Here is a 19,373-nt window from a genome sequence, read left to right on the forward strand (position 1 = left end):
ATGAGCACGGGGAAGCTCGGATCCTTGTCGTATTTCTGCCTCCTCTTCGCCGCTCTCCTCGCGGTTTTTCTGCCGACTTTCTCCAACCCTCCCCGCAGCGATTTCTGGCCGCTGTTGCATCACTTCCAGCAATTTCAATCGCTTCCCTCGTGGGACCGGGCGTTAAACGTCGTCAACTACGACATCTGCGGCCACGGCACATACCGGCCCCTCTTCCACGTCTTTCTCTACTGGATGCATCTTTTTTCCGGGGCCGATTATTTCCGGTTCCACGCGGCCGTTTTCGCCGTTTACTGCCTGAATATCGCCCTGCTTTACCGGTTGGCGCGGAAGTTCGGATCCGGCCGTTCGATTTCCCTGGCTTTTCTGACCGTCTTCGCTTTTTTGTTCTCTCATTTCGATATCGTAGCCTGGACCTTCCATATCGGCATCCTGATCGGATTCGGCCTATTTCTTCTGGGATTCAGCGCATACCTGAGCTACCTGCGGGCCCGCGGCGTAATCCGGTTGACGGCGGCCGCCGCGCTTTTTCTCGCCGGCCTGCTCTGCTACGAGATCTTCATTCTCTGGCCGGCGGGGGCGATCTTCCTGCTCCTTTCCCGTCGAGGCGAGCTTCTGAAGCGGGGCTGGCTGCGGGCGGCCGCCGTCTCGACCGCGGCGGCGCTGGCGGCGGTCTTTATCCTCTACGGGGCGCTCGTTTCCCTGGCCCGATCCCACAGCTCGGTCGCCGGGCTGGCTTCGGCCCCGCCCGATTTTTTCTCCCCCTCCTCGCTCTCGTTCAGCCTGGCGGTTTCCACCGCGGGCATCGCCGCCGAAGGGTTGGCCGCCGTCGATCCCTTCCTGGTTTCTCCCGGCCTCATCCACGACAACATCGGCCGGGGAGGTGTCCTGTTGGAAGTGAGCCCGCTCTTGCCGTACATGAAACGGCCGGGAAACGGATCTGCGGCTTCCCCCCTGATCCTCCCCAGGGAAGTGGCTCCCGAGCGCATCTGGCTGGAAAACGAACCGGCCATCGATGCGGTCCTGGCGATCGCCGGTTTTCTGGTGATTCTGGCGGCGGCGGCGGCGGCCTTCGCGAGCTGGAAAAAACGGGGCGTGATCGTTTCGACCCCGGTCGCTTTTGCCCTGTTTCTCCTCGTCACCGAAACTTTCGTCCTCTATCACGGACGAATGGCCACCAATCCGCCGATCTATATTCTTTCCGAATTCAGGTACCAATACGTTACCGACGCCCTCCTGATTCTCCTGGGAATCCTCGGATGCGGACGGATGCTCGGAGCCCTGCCCCGGATAAGGCTGCCGCTTTATTCCTTGCTGGCGGCGATCCTGCTCGCCAACCTGGCCGTACTGATCCCCCACCTTTCCGCGATCGAGCGGCAACTGGCTCCCCTGCACCGGATGCTCTCCAATATCAGAACCGGCCTGGAAGACGGCCGCATCACCCCCGAGCATCCGCTCTACCTCGACGACGCCATCGCCCGGGAGCTCCCCCGCCTCTGCTGGAACCGCAACTTGGCCGGTTTCACGAGCGGAAGCTATCAATGGATCTTCTCCCCCGCCGCCCTGGCTTCGTTCGCCTGCGAACGCCCCCAGGCTTCCTGGGTCGTCGAGCGGCGGGATTTGAGCGTGGTTCCGGCCGAATAACCGCCGGAGGGTTCCGCCCCCGGCTCCCTCTTCGGCTATAATCGCGGTTTCCCGAAATTGCGTATGACTCCCCCGTTATTGCAACCGGAAATTCTTTTATCCCCGCTCTCGCCGGCGTTACGGTTTGACTTTGACTGAGCCTTGAGCCCCGGCGATACTATAAACGCCTGTATTTTTCTAGGTTAAAGGAGGAAAGAAAATGGAACCCTTCAGCGGAAAGGAAAAAATCGCCCTGGGCGTCATCGCCCTGATCCTGCTCGGCATCTTTATCCAGGTGGCGACCCACATCAATCTCTTCGGCCTGGGCCTTTCCGGAACGGAACCCTGCGCCGTCGCCGATATAAACCGAAGCGGCAACCTGATCGACCTTCCCGGCGTGACCTTGACCGCGTCTTCCCGCAACGGCCGGCGCCAGAGCGTGGAGAAACTGCGGGACCGGGACATCCGTTCGTATTGGCATGTCGCTCTCGACCAGGTCGGTAAACCGGCCAGCGTCGTCGTCGATTTCGGAGAAGGGAACGCGCGGACCGTGCGTTCCCTGGCCGCATTCCCCCGGGAAGATCTCCCGCTTCAATTCCTGCGCCGGGCCCGGCTCGACGGGAGCAACGACGGTGTCGATTGGGAACCGGTCTCCGAGATCGTACTCCCGGACGCCCCCCCCCAGGCCGGGTGGTGGAAGTGGGATTTCGCCAACGACCGGAGTTACCGATACTACCGGCTGGAAATCCTGCAGGGGCACGAAGACGGCAGCCGCTACAATTTTTATTCCATGGCGGAACTGGCCCTGTTCGAATAAATCGATGGAGATCCCCGTATTCGAGGGGACCCCGAGACCAGCCCCTCCCCGCCGCCGGCCCGGGAGGCTGCGGGATTTTTAACCGGACGGGAGGGAAGCGAAATGGCATACAAGAAGCCATGGACGGCCGCGGTCGGTCTGATCCTTCTGCTTGTCGTCGTCGCTTACGGTAACATCGTCTTCCTGGCCCGGTCGCTCAACCCCGTCCTCCTGATTCCCCACCATACCCGCGCCCCCCGGGAAATCCAGGACTGGGACACCCCCGCCGCCGACGAACAGAAACTTTCGACCGGGTACCTGGACATCCGGGGAACCGATCTCGACAAGCGCGACTGGCACGTCGACCTGGCCAACCCCGCGTACCTGGAATGGCCGGTAAACGTCTTCGTCGGTAAATCTCTCAGAGCGGGGTACCTTCCCTTGGTCCTTCCCTGGCAGAACCTGGGGGTCCCCCTTATCGGGCAGTACTGTCACCGGGTTCTGTCCCCCTACCAGATGCTGGAAAATCTCTTCCTGCCGGGCGGATACGACTTCTTCCTGATCCTGCGCCTGATTTCGGCGGGGATCTTCACCTATGGTTTTTTGCGGCCTCTCTGCCGCCGCCGGATCTCCGCCCTCACCGGCGCCGTCGGGTACGGCCTGGGCGGGATCATGGTCGTCTATTCCAACCACGAGGAAGTCACCAACGTCGCCATGCTGCTCCCGCTGCTGATGTGGTCGGCGAGGGCTTTTTTCGACCGGCCGGAAGCCGGGCGCGCCGCCGGGCTGGCCCTGGCCCTGGCGCTGGTCCACACCGCCGGACAGCCGGAGATCCAGCTCTATGTTCTTTTCCTCGCCCTGCTCTACGGAACGGTCCGCCTGTCCGGACTTCCCGGGAATATCCGCCTCCAGGCGGCGGCCTGGGCCCTGGGAGCGGTCCTGGCCAGCGCCCTGATCGCGGCGCCGCAGATCTATCTTTTTCTCCAATTCCACCGCGAGGCCTGGTCCTTTCATCCTCCCGGGGGGAACATGGGCCTGCAGTCCCCGATCCGGGTCAACCGGTTCTATTTTTCCTTCTTCCCCCTGTTCCGGCAATCCCCCTGGGCCTGGTCGTATCGGACCGTCAACCTTACCTGGGATTGGGTGGGCGGCTATTTCGGCCTCGGCCTCCTCTTCCTGGCGGCGGCCAACTGGCGGAGAGGAGGCAACAGAAGGGAAGCCACCCTGTTCGGATGCTACTTTCTCTTCATCCTGGCGAAGAACCTGGGGTGGAGCCCGGCCCAGCTTCTGGGCCTTCTTCCCGGTTTCGACCAGACCTGGAGCCCTCGCTGGGCGGCGGCCACCTGGAGCTTCGCCCTGGCGGTGCTGGCCGGGCTGGGACTGGATAACCTGCTGGAACGGAATCTTCCCGGCCCCGCGGCGAAGCCGCCACGGCCGGCGCCGCGGGCGGCGGCGCTCGAGCGGCTGCGGGCCCGGCCCGTCTGGGCGGCGGGCGGCCTGATCGCCGCCCTGGGTTTAGCATACATGTTCTCCCGCCTGGGTTCGGCGTGGTGGGAAGCGCAGCGGATGCGGATGTACGTTTTTTGCAACGGGGCCTCCTTGTTCCTCTGGGTCGCGGCGGCCCTGCTGGGCATAAGCCTGTTGCCGCGGCGGGCGCGAAGGTATCCGGCCGATCTGTGCCGTGACGTTCGGGATTCCCTGCACCGCAACCAGACCGCAATGGCGGCGTTCCTGGCGGCGCTGGGAGCGATCGCCCTGCGGTCCTTTCCGGGAAAACACTATCTCTTCACCGGAGCCGAACCCGTGGGATCGTACCTTTTCGCCGCCCCGGCGCTGCTCGCCTCCCTGGCCGGCCTGTTCTTTATTCTTTCGACGGCGCCGGGCCCGGGCCCGGCGGTTGTAGCCGCGGTGGCGGTCCCGGCGGTGTTTCTCGGCGGCCTGGCCCGGGGCTCGCTTGAACCGGCGGCGCTGATCTTCAAGCTGATATTCGGCGCGGCCGGCCTGGCCCTGATAACCGCCCCCGCGTTTCCACGCCTGAAACGGCTGCTCTTCCCCGCCTGTTCGCTCCTTCTCCTGGCGGCCTTGCTCACGCTGGGCCTGACCGGCGACTTCCTCGGTTCCCCCGCGCGCGACACGCTGCTTCGGCTTCATGCCCTGATCGCATTCGCGATGCTGGGGTTCTACTCCTTCCTGGGACGGGCTGCGGCCCGATACCCCACCGTTCCCGGGTGGCTGTTCCTGTTCCCCGTCTGGGCGGAACTGGCCGCCTATGTTCCCAAAAATCATTTCGGGCACGCCTTCTTCTTCGACATTCTGCCCTTCCTGCTCGCCGCCGGCACCGCCGCCGGCACCGTATTTTTCTCGCGGCGCCGTCGGCTCTCGATCTCCGCCCAAACCGGAATAACGGCGATTACCCTGCTCCTCTGCGGAGGAGCCCTGGTCCTGGCCGATCGGCTTTCGCCGTCCCGTCTCCCTGCCCGCTGCTCGCCGAGGGAGCCGATGCGGTTCGTCGAATTTCTCCGGGCCCGGCAGCCGGCGGCCGCGGTCGGGATCGGGAGGGTCCTGGCCCCCAACTTCGCCTCCGCCCAGGAACTGATGGATCTGCGCGGCTGCGTTTCCATGAACACCGGCTCATACCAGTTCTTCCTCGGCGATATTCTCGGCGCCGTCCCTCCCGACAGCAGCTATTCCCTCTGGTTCACGGGAGAAAACCCGATCGAACCCGCCACGGCAAACCCCTATCAAAGCTCCAGCCGGGAACAGCGGGACGCCCTGGAGGCGGCGCTGCCCTACTACCGCCTGGCGGGGGCGCGCTATCTGCTCTCCCCCTTGGGATTTCTCGATTCCATCGGAGCACGAAACTCCGAAACCATGCGGCGCATCTACCGCTGGGAAGTCGACATCTGGGAGATCCCGGCTCTGCCCCCGGTTTTCATCGCCCACCGGGCGGAGACCATGTCGATGCTGAGCCAAACCGATACCTGGGGAAAAGCCGTCAGGGAACGCCCGGAGGTCCTCCGGGGAGAACTGGTGCTCCTGGAAGAACCTCCCCCGGAGCCGGTCCCGGAAAGCCCCGCGACGCCCACGGATAGCGCGGAGATCGTTCCCAGCCCCGATCCGAACCTGATCAGGATACGGTTCCGCTCCGAGCAACCCGGTTACCTGGTCGTCAACCGGGCGTACACCAACTTGCTCCGGGCCTATCTCGGAGACCGAGAAGTGCCTATTTTAAAGGCCAACGGTCCCTTCATGGCCGTTCCCGTTCCGGGAGACCCGAACCAACGTGAACTCCTTTTGACCTATATCTCCCCACTGACCCGGGCCGTCTTCTGGATGGGAGGGCTGGGACTGTTGGCGACCGTCGCGGTCCTGACCACGGCGGCGGCAAAAAAAAGTGCCCGGCGCCGGGGAACCGAATCAGATGAATGTTCGTAACACCCTGATCTTGTTCGGCGCTTTGGGTGCGGTGACGGCCCCGATTTGCCGCTCCGGGAAGCCCGCTCCGTCCGACCGACCGCCGATTATTCTGTTCTCGATCGACACCCTGCGGGCGGACCACCTGGGCTGCTACGGATACAGCCGAAAAACCTCGCCGTTTATCGACGAATTCGCGCGAGAGGCGGTACTATTCGCCAACGCCTACAGCCAGGCTCCCATTACCGCCCCCGCCCACATGTCGATCTTCACGGCGCTGGCGCCCCCGGTACACGGGGTGAACAACATCTCCCCTGAAGGCGTCAAGCACGTGCTGAACGAAAAAATCACGACGATGCCCCAGATACTGCGAGCGAACGGCTATATCACCGCGGGCCTGCACGGCCGCGGACAGATCGCCGGGGAGATGGGGTTCGCGCGGGGGTTCGACGAGTATTCTCCGGCATTCAACGCCTGGGAAAATTCGGGGGCTTTACCGGAGCGCCTCGGCACGATCACCGGGCGCATCCGGGAGTGGATTCAAGAATCACGGAACAACGAGCGACCGCTCTTTCTGTTCCTTCACCACTACCTCTGCCACGACCCCTACGTCAAGGGCCCCCGGGAATTCCGAGCTCGATTTTTACAAGGTGAAGCCCAAAGTCGGGCCCCGGGCGGCGTTCCCGACGCCGATGAGTTTTGGAAGAACGTGGACCTGAACGATCCCCGGCAACGGGAACTGATCGTCTCTCTCTACGACGGAGGGGTGTACTATTCCGATTACGTCTTCAAGCAGGTTATCGACACCCTCAAGACGAACAACCTGTACGACGATTCCCTGATCGTACTTCTCTCCGACCACGGCGAGGAGTTCAACGAGCATGGGGGAAAAACTCACGGCCGGCTCTGGATCGAACACGTTCACGTCCCCCTGATCGTCAAGTTTCCGAAAGGAAGGTTCGCCGGGAGCGTGGTCGCGGATCCGATTCGGACCATGGACGTCATGCCGACCGTTCTTGACCTGCTCCGGATTCCTGTCGCGGAAGCGATTCAGGGAACATCCTTTTTGCCTCTCCTGACCAAACGGGGGAATTACAGCCCGCTCATAGTCACCTACAAAACCAAGTCGCACCACGAGGTCATCGAAAACTACTCGGTGCGGATCTTTAAGGACGGATATGTCTTCATAGACCACGATGTGGCCCTCGACGACCTCTTGACCGACGCACCTCTCCAGGCGGAGGAAGTGTCTCCGAAACCGACCCCGGAGACGGACGAAGGTCGACCGTTCGACGAACTTGCCCGGGGCGACCGTTGTTTCGAAACGGACGATTTCGAAAAAGCGGCGCAGATGTACGAAAAAGCTTTGGCGGTTTCTCCCGGCGATACCGGAATTTACGTGCAGCTTGCGGCCTGCTGCCGGGAAATGGGACGGGCGGACGAAGCCGAGAAGCTTCTTGCCCAAGCTTCTGAGATCGCTCCCGATGATTACCGGATCTACCTCGAGTGGGGACGGAGCAGCATCGAGTCGGACGACTTCAAGAAAGCGAACAACATGCTGGGCAAAGCTCAAGCATTGAAGCCCGACGATCCCCGCGCCTATTTTGAATCCGGGCGCGTCCATGAATTTCAGGGGGACTATCCGAAAGCGGAACAAGCCTACCGGAAAGCCCTGGAGAAAAATCCCGGCCATATCGACTACGATCTGACCTTGGCTCGACTGTATAAACACCGGGAGGATTACGACCTGGCGGTAGCCGAATACAGAAATATTCTGGAAAGATATCCCCGCCAGTCCGGCCGGATTTTCAAGGAGCTGACCGAGATGTGCCGGGACTCGGGCAGGTTGGAAGCAGCGTTGCGGACGGCCCGGGGATTCGTAAGGGACAATCCCGACCAAGGCTGGCTTTGCCGGGCGCTGGGCGTCTATTACGAAAAACACGGCCGACGGGATCTGGCCGAGGAACTGTACAAAGAATTCATCGGCCATAGCCGAAATTCCCCTTCCGGTTACCTGCTCCTGGGGAACCTCTACGCGGCCCAGCGCCGATACGACCGGGCGGCGGCCATATACCGAAGAGCCGAATCCCTCGATCGGGACAATCCGGGCATACTCCTCGCTCAGGGACGGCTCCAGGCAAAATCCGGCAAACCGACGAAAGCCGAACGGTCGTTTATGCAGATCCTCGACGCGGACGGGAACAACGTCCGCGCTTATATCGAGCTGGCGAGACTCTACCATCGAGCCGGGGATTTAAAAAGATCGGCCGCTTACCGCGACAAGGCGATAGCTCTTCAACCCTCCCTGCGATTACGCTTCGAAGGCGCCTCTCTTTTCGACGTGGGGAGCGATCCCGAAGAACAGCATAACCTGTTCGTCAGAGATGACCTGATCCGTTCCCTGCGCGCGGTCGGAGACGACGTGCGCCGGGAGACGGAACGTTTCCGGGCCGGGATCGGAGAAGAAACCCCGGGCGATTTCGTTCCCGACGAGACCCTGCTCCAGCAGTTGAAGGCGCTGGGGTACCTCAACTGAAAACTACGATCACGCAGAGTGGGGAGGGGGGGGGATCTTTGCACCCGATTGCTCTGATTGGGGGAGGGGGTTCAGGGTTCAGGGTTCAGGGTTCGGGGTTCAGAAAAGACCCCCGCCGCACCCCCTGGAGCAGTCCACGGATTACACAGATTGAAGGAAGAGCACAGCACAAGGCGCAGGGCGCGTAGCGTACCCCCCCCATTGGTCCCCCCTATCCGTATAAACCTGCCTGCCGCAGGCAGGTCCGACTCCCTCCCTTCCTGAACCCTCTTCTTTCCCCCCTTCATGCACTTCATGTCCTTCATGGTCCAACGATCCCACGAATGGGAAAAGAGCATGGCTCCCACTGTCGGCCGGGCGGCATCTTCATCCCGACTTCAACCCGAAAACTCTCTGTGGTGAGAAGCATAGGGCAGAGCATGGAGCAATTTTGAATCCTCTTTCTCTTATCTGTGAAACCTGCCTGCCGGCAGGCAGGTCTGTGGACTGCTTCCGGGGCCGAGGTGGTGGGTTTTCCCCTGAACCCCGAACCCTGAACCCTCTCATTCCCCCCTCTTCATGTCCTTCATGGGAGAGGAACAAAGAGCGTAAAAGCAGCTCGCTGCCCTAGTCGTCGGAGGCGGGACGGATGCCCGGGAAACTCTCCCCGACGATCTCCCACGCCGCGGCCGAACGATCGAGGGTGAATTTTCCCATCGTTTCCGCCGGGAAAAACCACTGCAGATTCCCTTCCATGAACCGGGCCATGCCCCGGTTCCAACTGGGAGAGGGCAACAGTTCCGGAACTTCTTCGGCGATGAAAAGGGGGCGCTCTTCGGAAATCCAGCCTTCCTCCAGACCTTGACGGATGTTGGCCAGGACGATCCCCATCGGGGCCAGGCGACGGTTCAGCTCCCGGATCTGGCCGGAGGAAACCGCCATGTTCGCCGCCAGCACCGAAAGCAGTACCGCCCCCAACACGATCTTGCCCCGTTTTTTCAGACGGAACAGTCCCCCGAAAATCGCGGCCGCGGCCAGAGCCAGCAACGCATTGGGGACGTACTGGTACCGGAACTGCGAGAGCGGATAGAGGGGACCGTTGGTATGAAGGCGGGCCACGGCTACGATCAGGAAATTCGAGACGTACAGATAGAGGAGGAACAGAAGCAGAAAAAACACTCGTCTTTTCCCCTCTCGCACCGTCAACCACAGTCCGGTCGCGGTCAACACGGCCGCGCCGATTCCGGCCCAGAAAGCGACCCCTTCCAAACGCGGCCCCAAAACGAGCAGAATTCCGCCCAGGTTGACGTTGTCGTTGTAATACAGGGGAAGACTCAGCCAGGGCCATAGATTGACCAGCACCCCGTTATAGAGCAGGTTGAAAAACGTGAGGGCCAAACCCTCGACGATCAACCCCGGACCGGGAAGGGGGACGGGGCCGGTCGTAGTCGATCCGGATCGGTGGAGGGCGAAAGCGCCCGAGTAAAGCATATATATAACCATGAGCATGATCGTACTGCTCTTGCGGCAGTTACCGGCTTCATGCCCTGAAAATTTCTTTTCCATGAGGAGCACCACGACGCCCAGCGGCCAGGCGGCGTACGCTTCGGAACAGAGCATGCCGAAGAGAAATAAAGCTCCCGTGCCGACCAGGAGGGACCGGCGGCCGCTGTCCAGGTAGCCGAGGTATAGAATAAATCCGGCCGCCATGGCGTTGAAGCCCATGATGCCGAAAAGCTGGAAGGTCCAGGTCACGATATCGGAATGGGAAAAAAGAAACGCGAACAGGGTCAAAAAAATCAACGCCACCGCCCGGTCCAGTCGGAGGCGGCGCGCCAGCAGATACAGCAGCACGATGCTCAGGAAATACCCGGCGAAATTGAGGATATGATTCCAGGCGAACACGGGGCTGAAAAAACGGTGCTCGAGGTAGGGGACCAGGTGGGAGAGCGGCCGGAAGGTTCCGTGCCGCCAGAGATCGAAGGTCAGGATTTCGGTCCAGTTCCTGTCCGGATCGGCGCCGACATTCTGGAAAACGTAATAAGCCGACCAATAGTCGCTGCGCGGCGGGTTCTTAAAAGACGGATAATACACGGATAGAAGAAGGGCAAACAGCACCGGAAAAATCAACCGGGGGAGTCGCCCCCCCCTTCCGACGGCGGGAGCCGGAGACGCTGCGGGTCTATTCCCCGACAAGATCCCGTGTCCCGCGAAAACTCTCCGGGCGTTGGTCATATCTTCTCCCGGCCCGGCATATCCCCGCGCTCGTCGCCACCCGCCTTTTCCTCGCCCGTGAAACCGATCGATGCCTTTACGGATCCGGCCTGGTCATTATGCCGTGGGGCCGGTGGGCACCTTACCCGGCATCCCTCAGGAACATTTTCACCGTTTCCGCCGTGTAGGGATGTCGGATCATTCCCTCCAGAATTGCCGGCGTTACGGTAACTATATGGGCGCCCGCCTCGAGCCATTCGACCACATTAAGGATCTCCCGGGTGGACCCGGCGATGATCTTGGTTTTCAGGCCCTGATCGTCGATTAAATCCCGAAGGCGGGTCAGCTCATCGATACTGCTATGGCCCATATTATTGATGCGTCCCCCGAAGATACTCACGTAGGTGGCTCCGGCCAAAGCCGCCAGCAATCCTTGTTGAGCACTCATGCAAGCAGTGACGTTGACGCGGATGTCGTACCGGTTTTCCAGTTCGTACACCACTTCGAGATTGAACAGCTCACCTTCAGGCCCATGGATCGGAACCTTGACGTTGATGTTCTCAGCCCAGGCGGCAAACTCCCGTGCCTGTTCAAGCATCTGCTTCTTCCGATTCCCGGTCACCTCCACCGAGAGGGGGAGCGGACTGATTATGTCCGCAATGGTCTTTTCCAGTTCCCGCAAGGCGGTTTTACCTCGGCCGAGGCCATCTTTTTTCAGGATGGTGGGGTTGGTGGTCACGCCACGGATAACGCCCATCCTCTTGAACCGCTTTATTTCGGCGATATCTCCGGAATCCAAGAATATAGCCATCGAACGCTCCTGAGATTCAGATTGATTTTTCATAGCAGTATAGATCAACCGCAGGGAGATGGAAACAAGACTATCGAATGGCCAGAGCCGAGCCGGCCAGATTGACAAGCTCCCGAGCCGACCGGATGCCGCGTATTCGACGCCAGATATAAGCGGGCCGATAATAGAAACGCCGGAAGAATTCCATCTGGATGGAATCCAATTCAGCCGGGCTGAAAGAAGAGCCGATTCCCGACAGCCCGGGCAATCCGGAAGCGTCGCCGAGGGTATAATCGCGCCAGGGATCTTTCCCCGTTTCCTTCACGAGTTCCTGGTAAACCCGGGAAGGCGGTTGCGGCATCATCTTATTGACCTGGATAAAGTCGCACTCAAGTTCCAGAGCAAAACGGATGGTCGCTTCCACATCGGCACGGGTTTCTCCGGGCCAACCGATGATAAAAAATCCCAGCGTGATGATATTGAACTCCCTGGTCCAGGCCACTGCCTCCCGGATGCTCTCCAAGGGGATATTGCGGTTGAAGCGCTCCAGTATCTCCTGTCGGCCCGACTCCACCCCAAGATTGACCTTGGTTAGGCCGGCTCGTTTCATCATCCCGATCATTTCCCGGTCCAGCAGGTCGGCGCGGGCGCGGATAGACCAATCCACCTTGATGCCCCGGGCGAGAATACGGTCGCACAGTTCCATCACCCTATCCCGGCCCAAAGTAAACGTCTCGTCCTGAAAAAGAATTTCCTTGATCCCGTACCGGCCCGCGCATTCGCCCATCTCCTCGACGGTTTGTTCGGGCAAACGGCTTTGATAACGATCCCGAGGCACGTCGCAGTACGTACAGCCATAAGGACATCCCCGCGAAGAAAGCATCACCGTAATCGGCCAACTCTGGGTCATAACCGTGGTGTAACTGTCGTTGGGCAGGAGATGGCGGGCCGGGAATGGGACTTCGTCCAGGGATCGGGCCGGTTCCGGGTTGGGTTCGGTAAAAACGACCTCCCCACCCTCGCGGTAACACACTCCCTTGATTCCTCCGACGCCCCCGTTGCCGGCGATCGCCCGGACCAGCTGACCCAAGATGTCCCAACCCTCTCCGATAACGCCGTAGTCGATGGCGGAATGAGTCATGACCTCGCCGGGGTAGATCCCCATCTGCACGCCGCCGACCACTACCGGGATCGGGACCAGTTCCTTGAGGCCCTGTATCCAAGAGAGCGTGGGCAGAAAATTCTGAGTACAGAGACTGTAGCAGATCGCGATCGGATCGAATTCCCTGACTGGGGCGGCGGCGGCGGCGGGGCCAATCCCCAAAGCCGAAGCATCGAGAATGCGGACCTCGAAACCGTTCTTTTCCAGATATGCGGCCAGGTAGGCAAGCGAGGTGTTGGGCAGGACATAGGCCCGGCGCGAATACCGGCGGGCGACCCGGGCGGAGTAGAGCTGCTCGGTCACCGCCTGGGGGGGGTTGATGAAAAGAACCCGCGGGCGCGGTCCGGTCATTCCGCCGACTCCCACTTCGCCCGAGATCGCTGAAGCCGGGGGTGGGAGACCAGCAGGTGATGAATCACGGCGTGGAAGGCCTCGGTATGGGGAGTGACCAATTCCGGGTCTACGGGAGGAATGAGCACGCAGACATCGGCTGCTTTCAAAGTGGCCCCGCCGTCCCGGCCCACGATGCCCAGAACCCGGCTGCCTCGTTTCCGGGCGTATTCCAAAGCCGAGACGATATTGGCGCTTATCCCCCGTTCCCGGTCACCGCCGCCGACGGAGAATATTAAAATCGCGTCCTGAGGAGTCAACCGGCTCTCCGACAGCCACCCCGAGAATACGGTCTCCCAGCCATGATCGTTGGTACGAGCCGTCAGTTCGGAAACATTATCCGTCGGTGCGTAGGCCTCGATACCGGCCAGTTTTCGGAAATCGTTGACCGCGTGAGCAGCCGCGGCGGCGCTGCCCCCCACTCCGATCACGAAAAGCCGCCCTCCCCGTTCCCGGAGCGATACCAGTTCTTCCACCAGGTTCAAGATCGCGGACCGATCGAGTTGCCGGGCGATGGCGATCAATTCTTCCAGGTATCTCTCGACATGGTTCATGCTCGCCGGTCCTTTCCGAGGACGACCCGGGAAATATTCCCCGGGTCGGCTACGGTGAAGTCGGACTGTACTCCCCGATTGTAGGGGGCGTCAACCAAGATGGTCCGGCAGCCGGCCGCGCGGCCGGCTGCCATGTCCTTTTGCTGGTCCCCCGCCATAAACGACCCGCTCAGATCGATTCCGTAACGGGCCGCGCCGTCTTCCAGCATTCCCGGCCGCGGCTTTCGGCAGCGGCAACCGTCAGCGGTGTCGTGAGGGCAGACGATAATATCGTCGACCTCGAGAGAAGCCCGGATATATCCATGCATCTTCTCCAGCTCATCCGGGTCAAGCCCCCCCCGGGCGATGTCGGGTTGGTTGGTGACTATCAGCACCATCCAGCCGTTGTTTTTCAGTTCCCGGATACATTCGCGGATTCCGGGCCTTATCCGCAGTTCCCGAAAATCCACGGGCGAAACCGGCACTCCGTTACGGCGGACTACTTCGTTGACAACCCCGTCCCGATCGAGAAAAACCGCCCGGACGGCCATCAGATACAGATATCCCGCAGGTTGGCGAGTACCTTGGTCCCCTCGAAATCGAAGCGGTACCGCATTGGGCGCAGCCCCCGGGCCGCCATTTTTTCCCGAAATTTCGCGTGGTCCTGCTCGACATAAAAGACAAAAAAACCGCCGCCGCCGGCGCCGGAGATTTTTCCTCCCAGAGCTCCCGCCTCTAAGGCCGATTCGTATATCTCGTCAAAACGGGGATTCGACATTTTTGGGGAGATCGCCCGCTTGCAACGCCAGTGCTCATCGAAAAGCCGGCCGATTTCCGTCAGGTTCCCCTCCTCCAATGCGGCCAAGACCAAATAGCCGATCTCCTTGATCCTGTGCATGTTGGAAAGTACTTCCGGCCGGGCGGCTCGGGCCGAGGAACTCTGTTCGGCCAGGATGTCGTTGGCCCGATGAAAAGTGTGAGTGAAAAACATCATCAAATTGCGGTTAAGATTTTCGATCAGGTCAGGATCGAGATGAAGTTTCTTTACCTCCACCTGGCCGGTCCTGTCGATCTCCAAGACGGTGATGCCCCCGAAGGCGGCCATGTATTGATCCTGTTTGCCTATCGGGTACCCGAGAATATCAATCTCCAGGCGGCACGCTTCTTCGGCCAGACGGTAAAGGTCCATATATTCCATCTTCAAGGTATGTAGAGCGTTGAGGAGGCCGACCGTATAACAGCTGGAAGAACCCAATCCGGTGCCGGCCGGAATATCGGCGATCGAAGCCACTTCGATGCCGCGTTGGAATCCATTGATTTTCAAGGCCTCCCGGGCGATATTGTGCCTCACTTCGGTAACCGTTTTCACCGTCTCCGATTCCGAATACTTGACTCTTACCATTCGATCGAACGGTTGGTTGACGTTGATATACATGTACTTGGCGATACCGGCCGCGATGATGAGCCCACCGTGACGCTCGTAGTAGGCGGGAAGATCGGTGCCCCCCCCGCCCAGGGTCACTCGAAAAGGTGTCCGGGTGATGATCATTGTTCCTGCCCGCCCCGGGTACGCATATACTCCCTGAATTCCCGTAATCCATCGAGAGAACCTATCTCGTAGAAACGCCGATCGGTTACATACCCCCCTATCCGGTCCTCCCGGCTCAACCTGGCGTATATACGTGACAAGTCTTCGGGTGCACCCGGCACGAACTCGTTCAGCACCCGGCGCCGGAAAAGGGCCGCTCCGTAATCGATGTATTCCATTGCCGGATCCGGGTCCGTTTTATCGTAAATAACTCTCTCTCCCTCAAGCCGCACATTGCTCGCGTCGTATAATCCCGCGTTTCGGAACACGGATAAGAAAATATCATAGTCCATTTCCCGGAAAGCGGCAATAAAGGCCCGGTAGTCGAAATCGAGGTAGGAATCTCCGTACAGCAGCAGAAACTCGTTTTCAAGCAGTTTCTCCGCCTTCTTCAACGCCCCGGCGGTACCGAGCAAGGCATCTTCCTTCTCGCGGCTGTAGATAAGTTCCATGCCCAAGCCGGCGCCGTCACCGAGACGATCTTCGATCATATCTCCCCGGTAGCCGACGCAGAGAACCGCCCGGCGAAACCCTCGAGAAACCAGGAGACGCAGCTGTCTGAGTATGAACGGGGCCCCGTCAACGTCAACCAGGGACTTGGGGATGCCCGCCGCTTCCGCTCCCAAGCGTGTCCCCATGCCCCCCGCCAGAATCACCGCCTGGGGCATGGAATCAGGGGCGGCCATTCTCCTCCTCCTCCTCCAGCATCTCCCGAACCGAGTTCCTGATCGCCTCGGCCGAATTCAGGCAAGGACGCCAACCGAGCGAGAATATCTTGTCGAGAACGAACCGTACCTTGGGAACGTCCCCCTTCCAACCGCGGTCTCCGCCCGTGTAATCAAGTTCAACCTCGGCAAGCCCCATTTCCTCGATCACGATGGCGGCGATACCGCCGACGTCGATGTAGTCCCCGGTGGCGATGTTGAAAACATCCAACCTCTCCCGGGACCGGTCGAGAACGTGAAGCATCGCTCTCACCACATCGGAAACGTGTATATAGGACTTACTCTGACTGCCGTCTCCGAGTATTTCGAGAGCCTTGGGGTTCTTGTCCAGCTTTCGAATGAAATCATAACCCACTCCGTGGGTCTGACGCGCCCCGACCACGTTGGCGAAACGGAAGATAAATCCCCGGAGCCCGAACATATGGGAAAAAGCGCTGATCATTCCCTCGCCGGCGAGCTTGCTCGCTCCATAGAGCGAAATGGGCAGAAGAGGACCGAAATCCTCGGGGGTCGGAACGAGGCCCACATCGCCGTAAACTCCCGATCCGGATGCATATAAGATGACCGGCACCCCGGTCAGGCGCATAGCCTCGAGGATATTGTAGGTGAGGAGCGTTCCTTCGCGCAGGTCCAGATCCGTCTCCACCATGCTCCGGGCGATATCGGGATTGGAGGCCAGATGAACGACAAGATCGTGCCCGGCCATCGCCCGCCGCAGCGACTCGAGGTCGCCGACTTCTCCCTTCAGGAATCGGAAACCTTCACGGGAACGGACGGCTTTCAGGTGTTCCAGGCTCCCAGAACTGAGATTGTCGTAGACGGTGACCGGACCGCGTTCCATCAAGGCGGCGGCCATATGGCTGCCGATGAACCCGGCGCCGCCGGCGATAAAGCTTCTCATGACTCCGCTCCTCGGCCGGACGCGACCCGGCGGCCGTCCGCCACGCAGGCGTCCATATTAAGATAGCGGAAACTTCCGAACCTTCCGGCCGTCCGGATCCCCCGAGCGGCCAGATGGTCGAAAACGATATTGCGGTTAGCCTCATACTCGAGGTCGTAAACGACATAGGCATGCGGGAAGCGCCTGACCTCCGTCGCGACCACCTCGTCGGGGGTGTAACCGCAGATATCACCGGTCTGGGCGACGACCGTTTCAGCCAGAAAGGAGTCGCTCGCCTTCAGTAGCGGGTGGTCGGGGGGAACGGTAATCTCCGCCACCAGGTGCGAACATCCAGGCGGAGCGTTGGCGGCGGAGAACTGGCTCATATAACAGACCCGGTGAGGGAAAACCCGGGGATCGGGGATATAGATCGCGGTCTTACCCTTCAAAGCTTCCGTTCCTATGCCGACCATGACGGTGATCAGGGAATTGTATTGAAGCGCCGCGGCGGCGGAACGAACCTCGCCGGGGACATCCTCCAAGACCTCGAGAAGATTGAAAACCGGGATAGTGGATATCACCGTTTTCCCCCAGAGCTCACCCGCCCTGGAAACGATTCTCCATCCCCCGTCTTCCTCGACCAGGGACTCGACCGGGAACTCCATCCGCAGATCCTCGACTCCGGAAGCGAGGGAAGCGATCAAGGCCTCGATTCCCCCCCGGGCGGGGTAGGCAAAATTCAACTGGTGCAGATACCCCTCGGTCTCGATCCCTACCGCGGCCCGGGCTATGTCTTCCAGTGGAGGGTCGGGTACCCGCGCCACCCAAAGCAGCGATAAACGGTCGGGGGATCGTTTCCAGATTTTCTTATTGTAGGGAAGCAGGTACTTTTCCGCCAGGGCATCCCCGAACCGGGACCGGAACCATTCGTCGAGGTTGGCGGCCTCCGTCCGCCGGCGCCCGAGAAAGGAAAGGAGTATCTCCAGGCGCTCGGCCGGAGCCAGCGAGAAAATCCCGTTTTCGAACGGGTATTTGACGAAACGCTCCCGGTACCAAATCTGGTTGTTTCTCCTCCCGGAGACCAGATTCCCCTCCAACCATTCCAGGATATCTTTAAGCAACTCCGAGTCGTGGGAGAATAAGATATGGCCGCCGATATCGTAGACGAATCCTCTGCATTCGAAACTGCGACATAGGCCGCCGGGCCGCGAAGCCGCCTCCAGGACCACCACGTCCCCGGGACTAAAACCGGCGGCGGCAAGACCGGCCAGGCCGCCGCCGAGAATCACCGTCTGTCGTTTCTCCATTACGCCGCCTTCCTGAACCGCCAAAAATAACGGATCGTTTCCATGTATCCCATCCGCTTCCAGTTTTTAAACCAGAAGAAGAGCCCCAGATAACGGAATGGCTTAAGCGGAACGGGGAGGTACACCAGCCATTTGAAGTATCTGTAAAACCGGGGGTGTTTAGCAAAAAAATAAAACAGGTACTGAATGTTTTCGATCACGCGGCGCCGGGGGATACGGCAGATGGATTTGGTAAAATAGTTACTGGGAAGGTCTTCAGCCTGAAGATCGGGAGCGATACAGCCCTCCCGGATCGCGATTTCATGGATGCGGGTATGGGGATACGGGAAAAGAAAGCTGCTGAAGGGGTGGTCGACTCCCAGCTCATGATAGAATTCGACCGTTCGGAAGGAATCGGCGGGAGTTTCGGTGGGGAAACAGAACATGGAGGGAGCGTACACTTCGATCCCCCTCTCCTTGACCAGGCCGATCTGGCGGCGGAATTCTGCGTCCGTGAAAGCCTTCTTGTTAAAGAGCTCCCGGCGCTTACTTTCGTTCCCGGTTTCGATCCCGAACTCCACGCTGGCGCACCCGGAGGAAGCGAGCAGATCCGCGATTTCACCGTCGATGGTGCGAGGACCCGCCGAACAGATAAAGGGCAGCCCGATCTCGCGGCGGTAACGGGGTAAAAATCTCTTGATCCATTCCCGGTCCTGCAGAAAAAGATCGTCGATGAAAAAAACCGTCTCGGCGCGCCGATACTGTCTCCGCAGTTCCTGAAGCTCTCGGAGAGCGAAATCGACCGATTTGCGGCGCTGGACCGGGCCCAGTCCCCGGAAGATTCGGTTGAGTTCATGGTTGACGCAGAATGAACAAGGGTACGGGCAGCCCCGCGAGGTGATGTACTGCAGAAGGCTGTCGGATGCCAGATCGGGATAGCGCCTGAAATAAACGCCCCGGTCCTCGGGGAAGGCGTCGAGATCCACGATCAGCGGTCGCAGGGGATTGCGGTAAACCTCGCCTCGGAAACGAACAACCAGATTACCGATCCCGGTCGGCGGCCGGTTCTCCTCCCTCGCTTCCAGGAGTTCCACCATCGCTTCCTCCCCTTCCCCCCGGCAGATTGCGTCCAGAACCGGGTATTCTTCAAGCAGAGCGGGGTGAATGGTGGGGTGAATGCCCCCGGCGATAATGAAGGATCCCGGGCAGGTCCGGCGAATACGAGGGAGCACATCGTTCAACCAGGCCACATCGCTGGAGGTAAGGGTGACTCCAACTACCCCGGGCGCGATTTCCGCGAGTTTTTTCTCAAAGGCCGGTTCGGCGTTTTCGATCAGGATATCCGCACCGTAGCCCGCCTTGATCGCCGCCGCCGCCATCGAAGCCACGCCGGGCAGTGCGAACTTCTGTCTTTGCACGAAACAAATATCCATCCTGTCAAGCAAACGAACGTTGCA

General features: G+C 60.2%; 14 protein-coding genes. 4 read left to right on the plus strand and 10 right to left on the minus strand.

What is annotated here, in order from left to right:
• The 4 genes from PLZ73_04005 (at window position 1) to PLZ73_04020 (ending at window position 8,369) form a co-directional block, all read left to right on the plus strand.
• Window positions 1-1,644, plus strand: coding sequence for a hypothetical protein (locus PLZ73_04005; GenBank protein ID HOO77031.1), 1,644 nt, complete (start codon window positions 1-3; stop codon window positions 1,642-1,644).
• 199 nt (window positions 1,645-1,843) lie between these two features.
• On the plus strand, window positions 1,844-2,440 hold the full coding sequence (locus tag PLZ73_04010) for a discoidin domain-containing protein (GenBank protein HOO77032.1): 597 nt from the start codon (window positions 1,844-1,846) through the stop codon (window positions 2,438-2,440).
• Window positions 2,441-2,542: 102 nt separating this feature from the next.
• Complete coding sequence (locus PLZ73_04015) at window positions 2,543-5,854, plus strand: hypothetical protein (GenBank protein ID HOO77033.1); 3,312 nt, start codon at window positions 2,543-2,545, stop codon at window positions 5,852-5,854.
• Window positions 5,841-8,369: a tetratricopeptide repeat protein gene (locus tag PLZ73_04020; protein ID HOO77034.1), complete on the plus strand. Its 2,529-nt coding sequence runs from the start codon at window positions 5,841-5,843 to the stop codon at window positions 8,367-8,369. The genes PLZ73_04015 and PLZ73_04020 overlap by 14 nt, the downstream gene beginning before the upstream one ends.
• Before the next feature lie 606 nt (window positions 8,370-8,975).
• On the opposite strand, the gene PLZ73_04025 is transcribed toward PLZ73_04020, so the two are convergent.
• From PLZ73_04025 to PLZ73_04070, 10 genes are all read right to left on the minus strand, one after another.
• Window positions 8,976-10,466 (minus strand): hypothetical protein, encoded by a 1,491-nt coding sequence (locus tag PLZ73_04025; GenBank protein HOO77035.1) that lies wholly within the window; start codon window positions 10,464-10,466, stop codon window positions 8,976-8,978.
• A 238-nt stretch (window positions 10,467-10,704) separates the two neighbouring features.
• Entirely contained in the window at window positions 10,705-11,373 is a 669-nt protein-coding gene (locus PLZ73_04030; GenBank protein HOO77036.1) for a transaldolase family protein, read from the minus strand.
• Between the two features lie 70 nt (window positions 11,374-11,443).
• Window positions 11,444-12,865 carry a B12-binding domain-containing radical SAM protein gene (locus PLZ73_04035; protein ID HOO77037.1) on the minus strand — a complete coding sequence of 474 codons (1,422 nt, stop codon included), beginning with the start codon at window positions 12,863-12,865 and terminating at the stop codon, window positions 11,444-11,446.
• Entirely contained in the window at window positions 12,862-13,458 is a 597-nt protein-coding gene (locus PLZ73_04040; protein HOO77038.1) for an SIS domain-containing protein, read from the minus strand. The genes PLZ73_04035 and PLZ73_04040 overlap by 4 nt, the downstream gene beginning before the upstream one ends.
• Window positions 13,455-13,988: an HAD family hydrolase gene (locus tag PLZ73_04045; GenBank protein HOO77039.1), complete on the minus strand. Its 534-nt coding sequence runs from the start codon at window positions 13,986-13,988 to the stop codon at window positions 13,455-13,457. Before PLZ73_04045 ends, PLZ73_04040 begins: the two co-directional genes overlap by 4 nt.
• Window positions 13,988-14,986 (minus strand): galactokinase, encoded by a 999-nt coding sequence (locus PLZ73_04050; GenBank protein HOO77040.1) that lies wholly within the window; start codon window positions 14,984-14,986, stop codon window positions 13,988-13,990. The genes PLZ73_04045 and PLZ73_04050 overlap by 1 nt, the downstream gene beginning before the upstream one ends.
• Window positions 14,983-15,693 (minus strand): sugar phosphate nucleotidyltransferase, encoded by a 711-nt coding sequence (locus PLZ73_04055; protein ID HOO77041.1) that lies wholly within the window; start codon window positions 15,691-15,693, stop codon window positions 14,983-14,985. The genes PLZ73_04050 and PLZ73_04055 overlap by 4 nt, the downstream gene beginning before the upstream one ends.
• A gap of 4 nt (window positions 15,694-15,697) precedes the next feature.
• Window positions 15,698-16,651 (minus strand): NAD-dependent epimerase/dehydratase family protein, encoded by a 954-nt coding sequence (locus tag PLZ73_04060; GenBank protein ID HOO77042.1) that lies wholly within the window; start codon window positions 16,649-16,651, stop codon window positions 15,698-15,700.
• Window positions 16,648-17,937, minus strand: coding sequence for an FAD-dependent oxidoreductase (locus PLZ73_04065; GenBank protein HOO77043.1), 1,290 nt, complete (start codon window positions 17,935-17,937; stop codon window positions 16,648-16,650). Before PLZ73_04065 ends, PLZ73_04060 begins: the two co-directional genes overlap by 4 nt.
• Window positions 17,937-19,334, minus strand: coding sequence for a radical SAM protein (locus PLZ73_04070; protein ID HOO77044.1), 1,398 nt, complete (start codon window positions 19,332-19,334; stop codon window positions 17,937-17,939). The genes PLZ73_04065 and PLZ73_04070 overlap by 1 nt, the downstream gene beginning before the upstream one ends.
• Window positions 19,335-19,373 lie beyond the last annotated feature (39 nt).

This window comes from bacterium, assembly GCA_035380285.1.
In the GTDB taxonomy this organism is placed as follows: Bacteria; Auribacterota; Erginobacteria; order Erginobacterales; family DAOSXE01; genus DAOSXE01.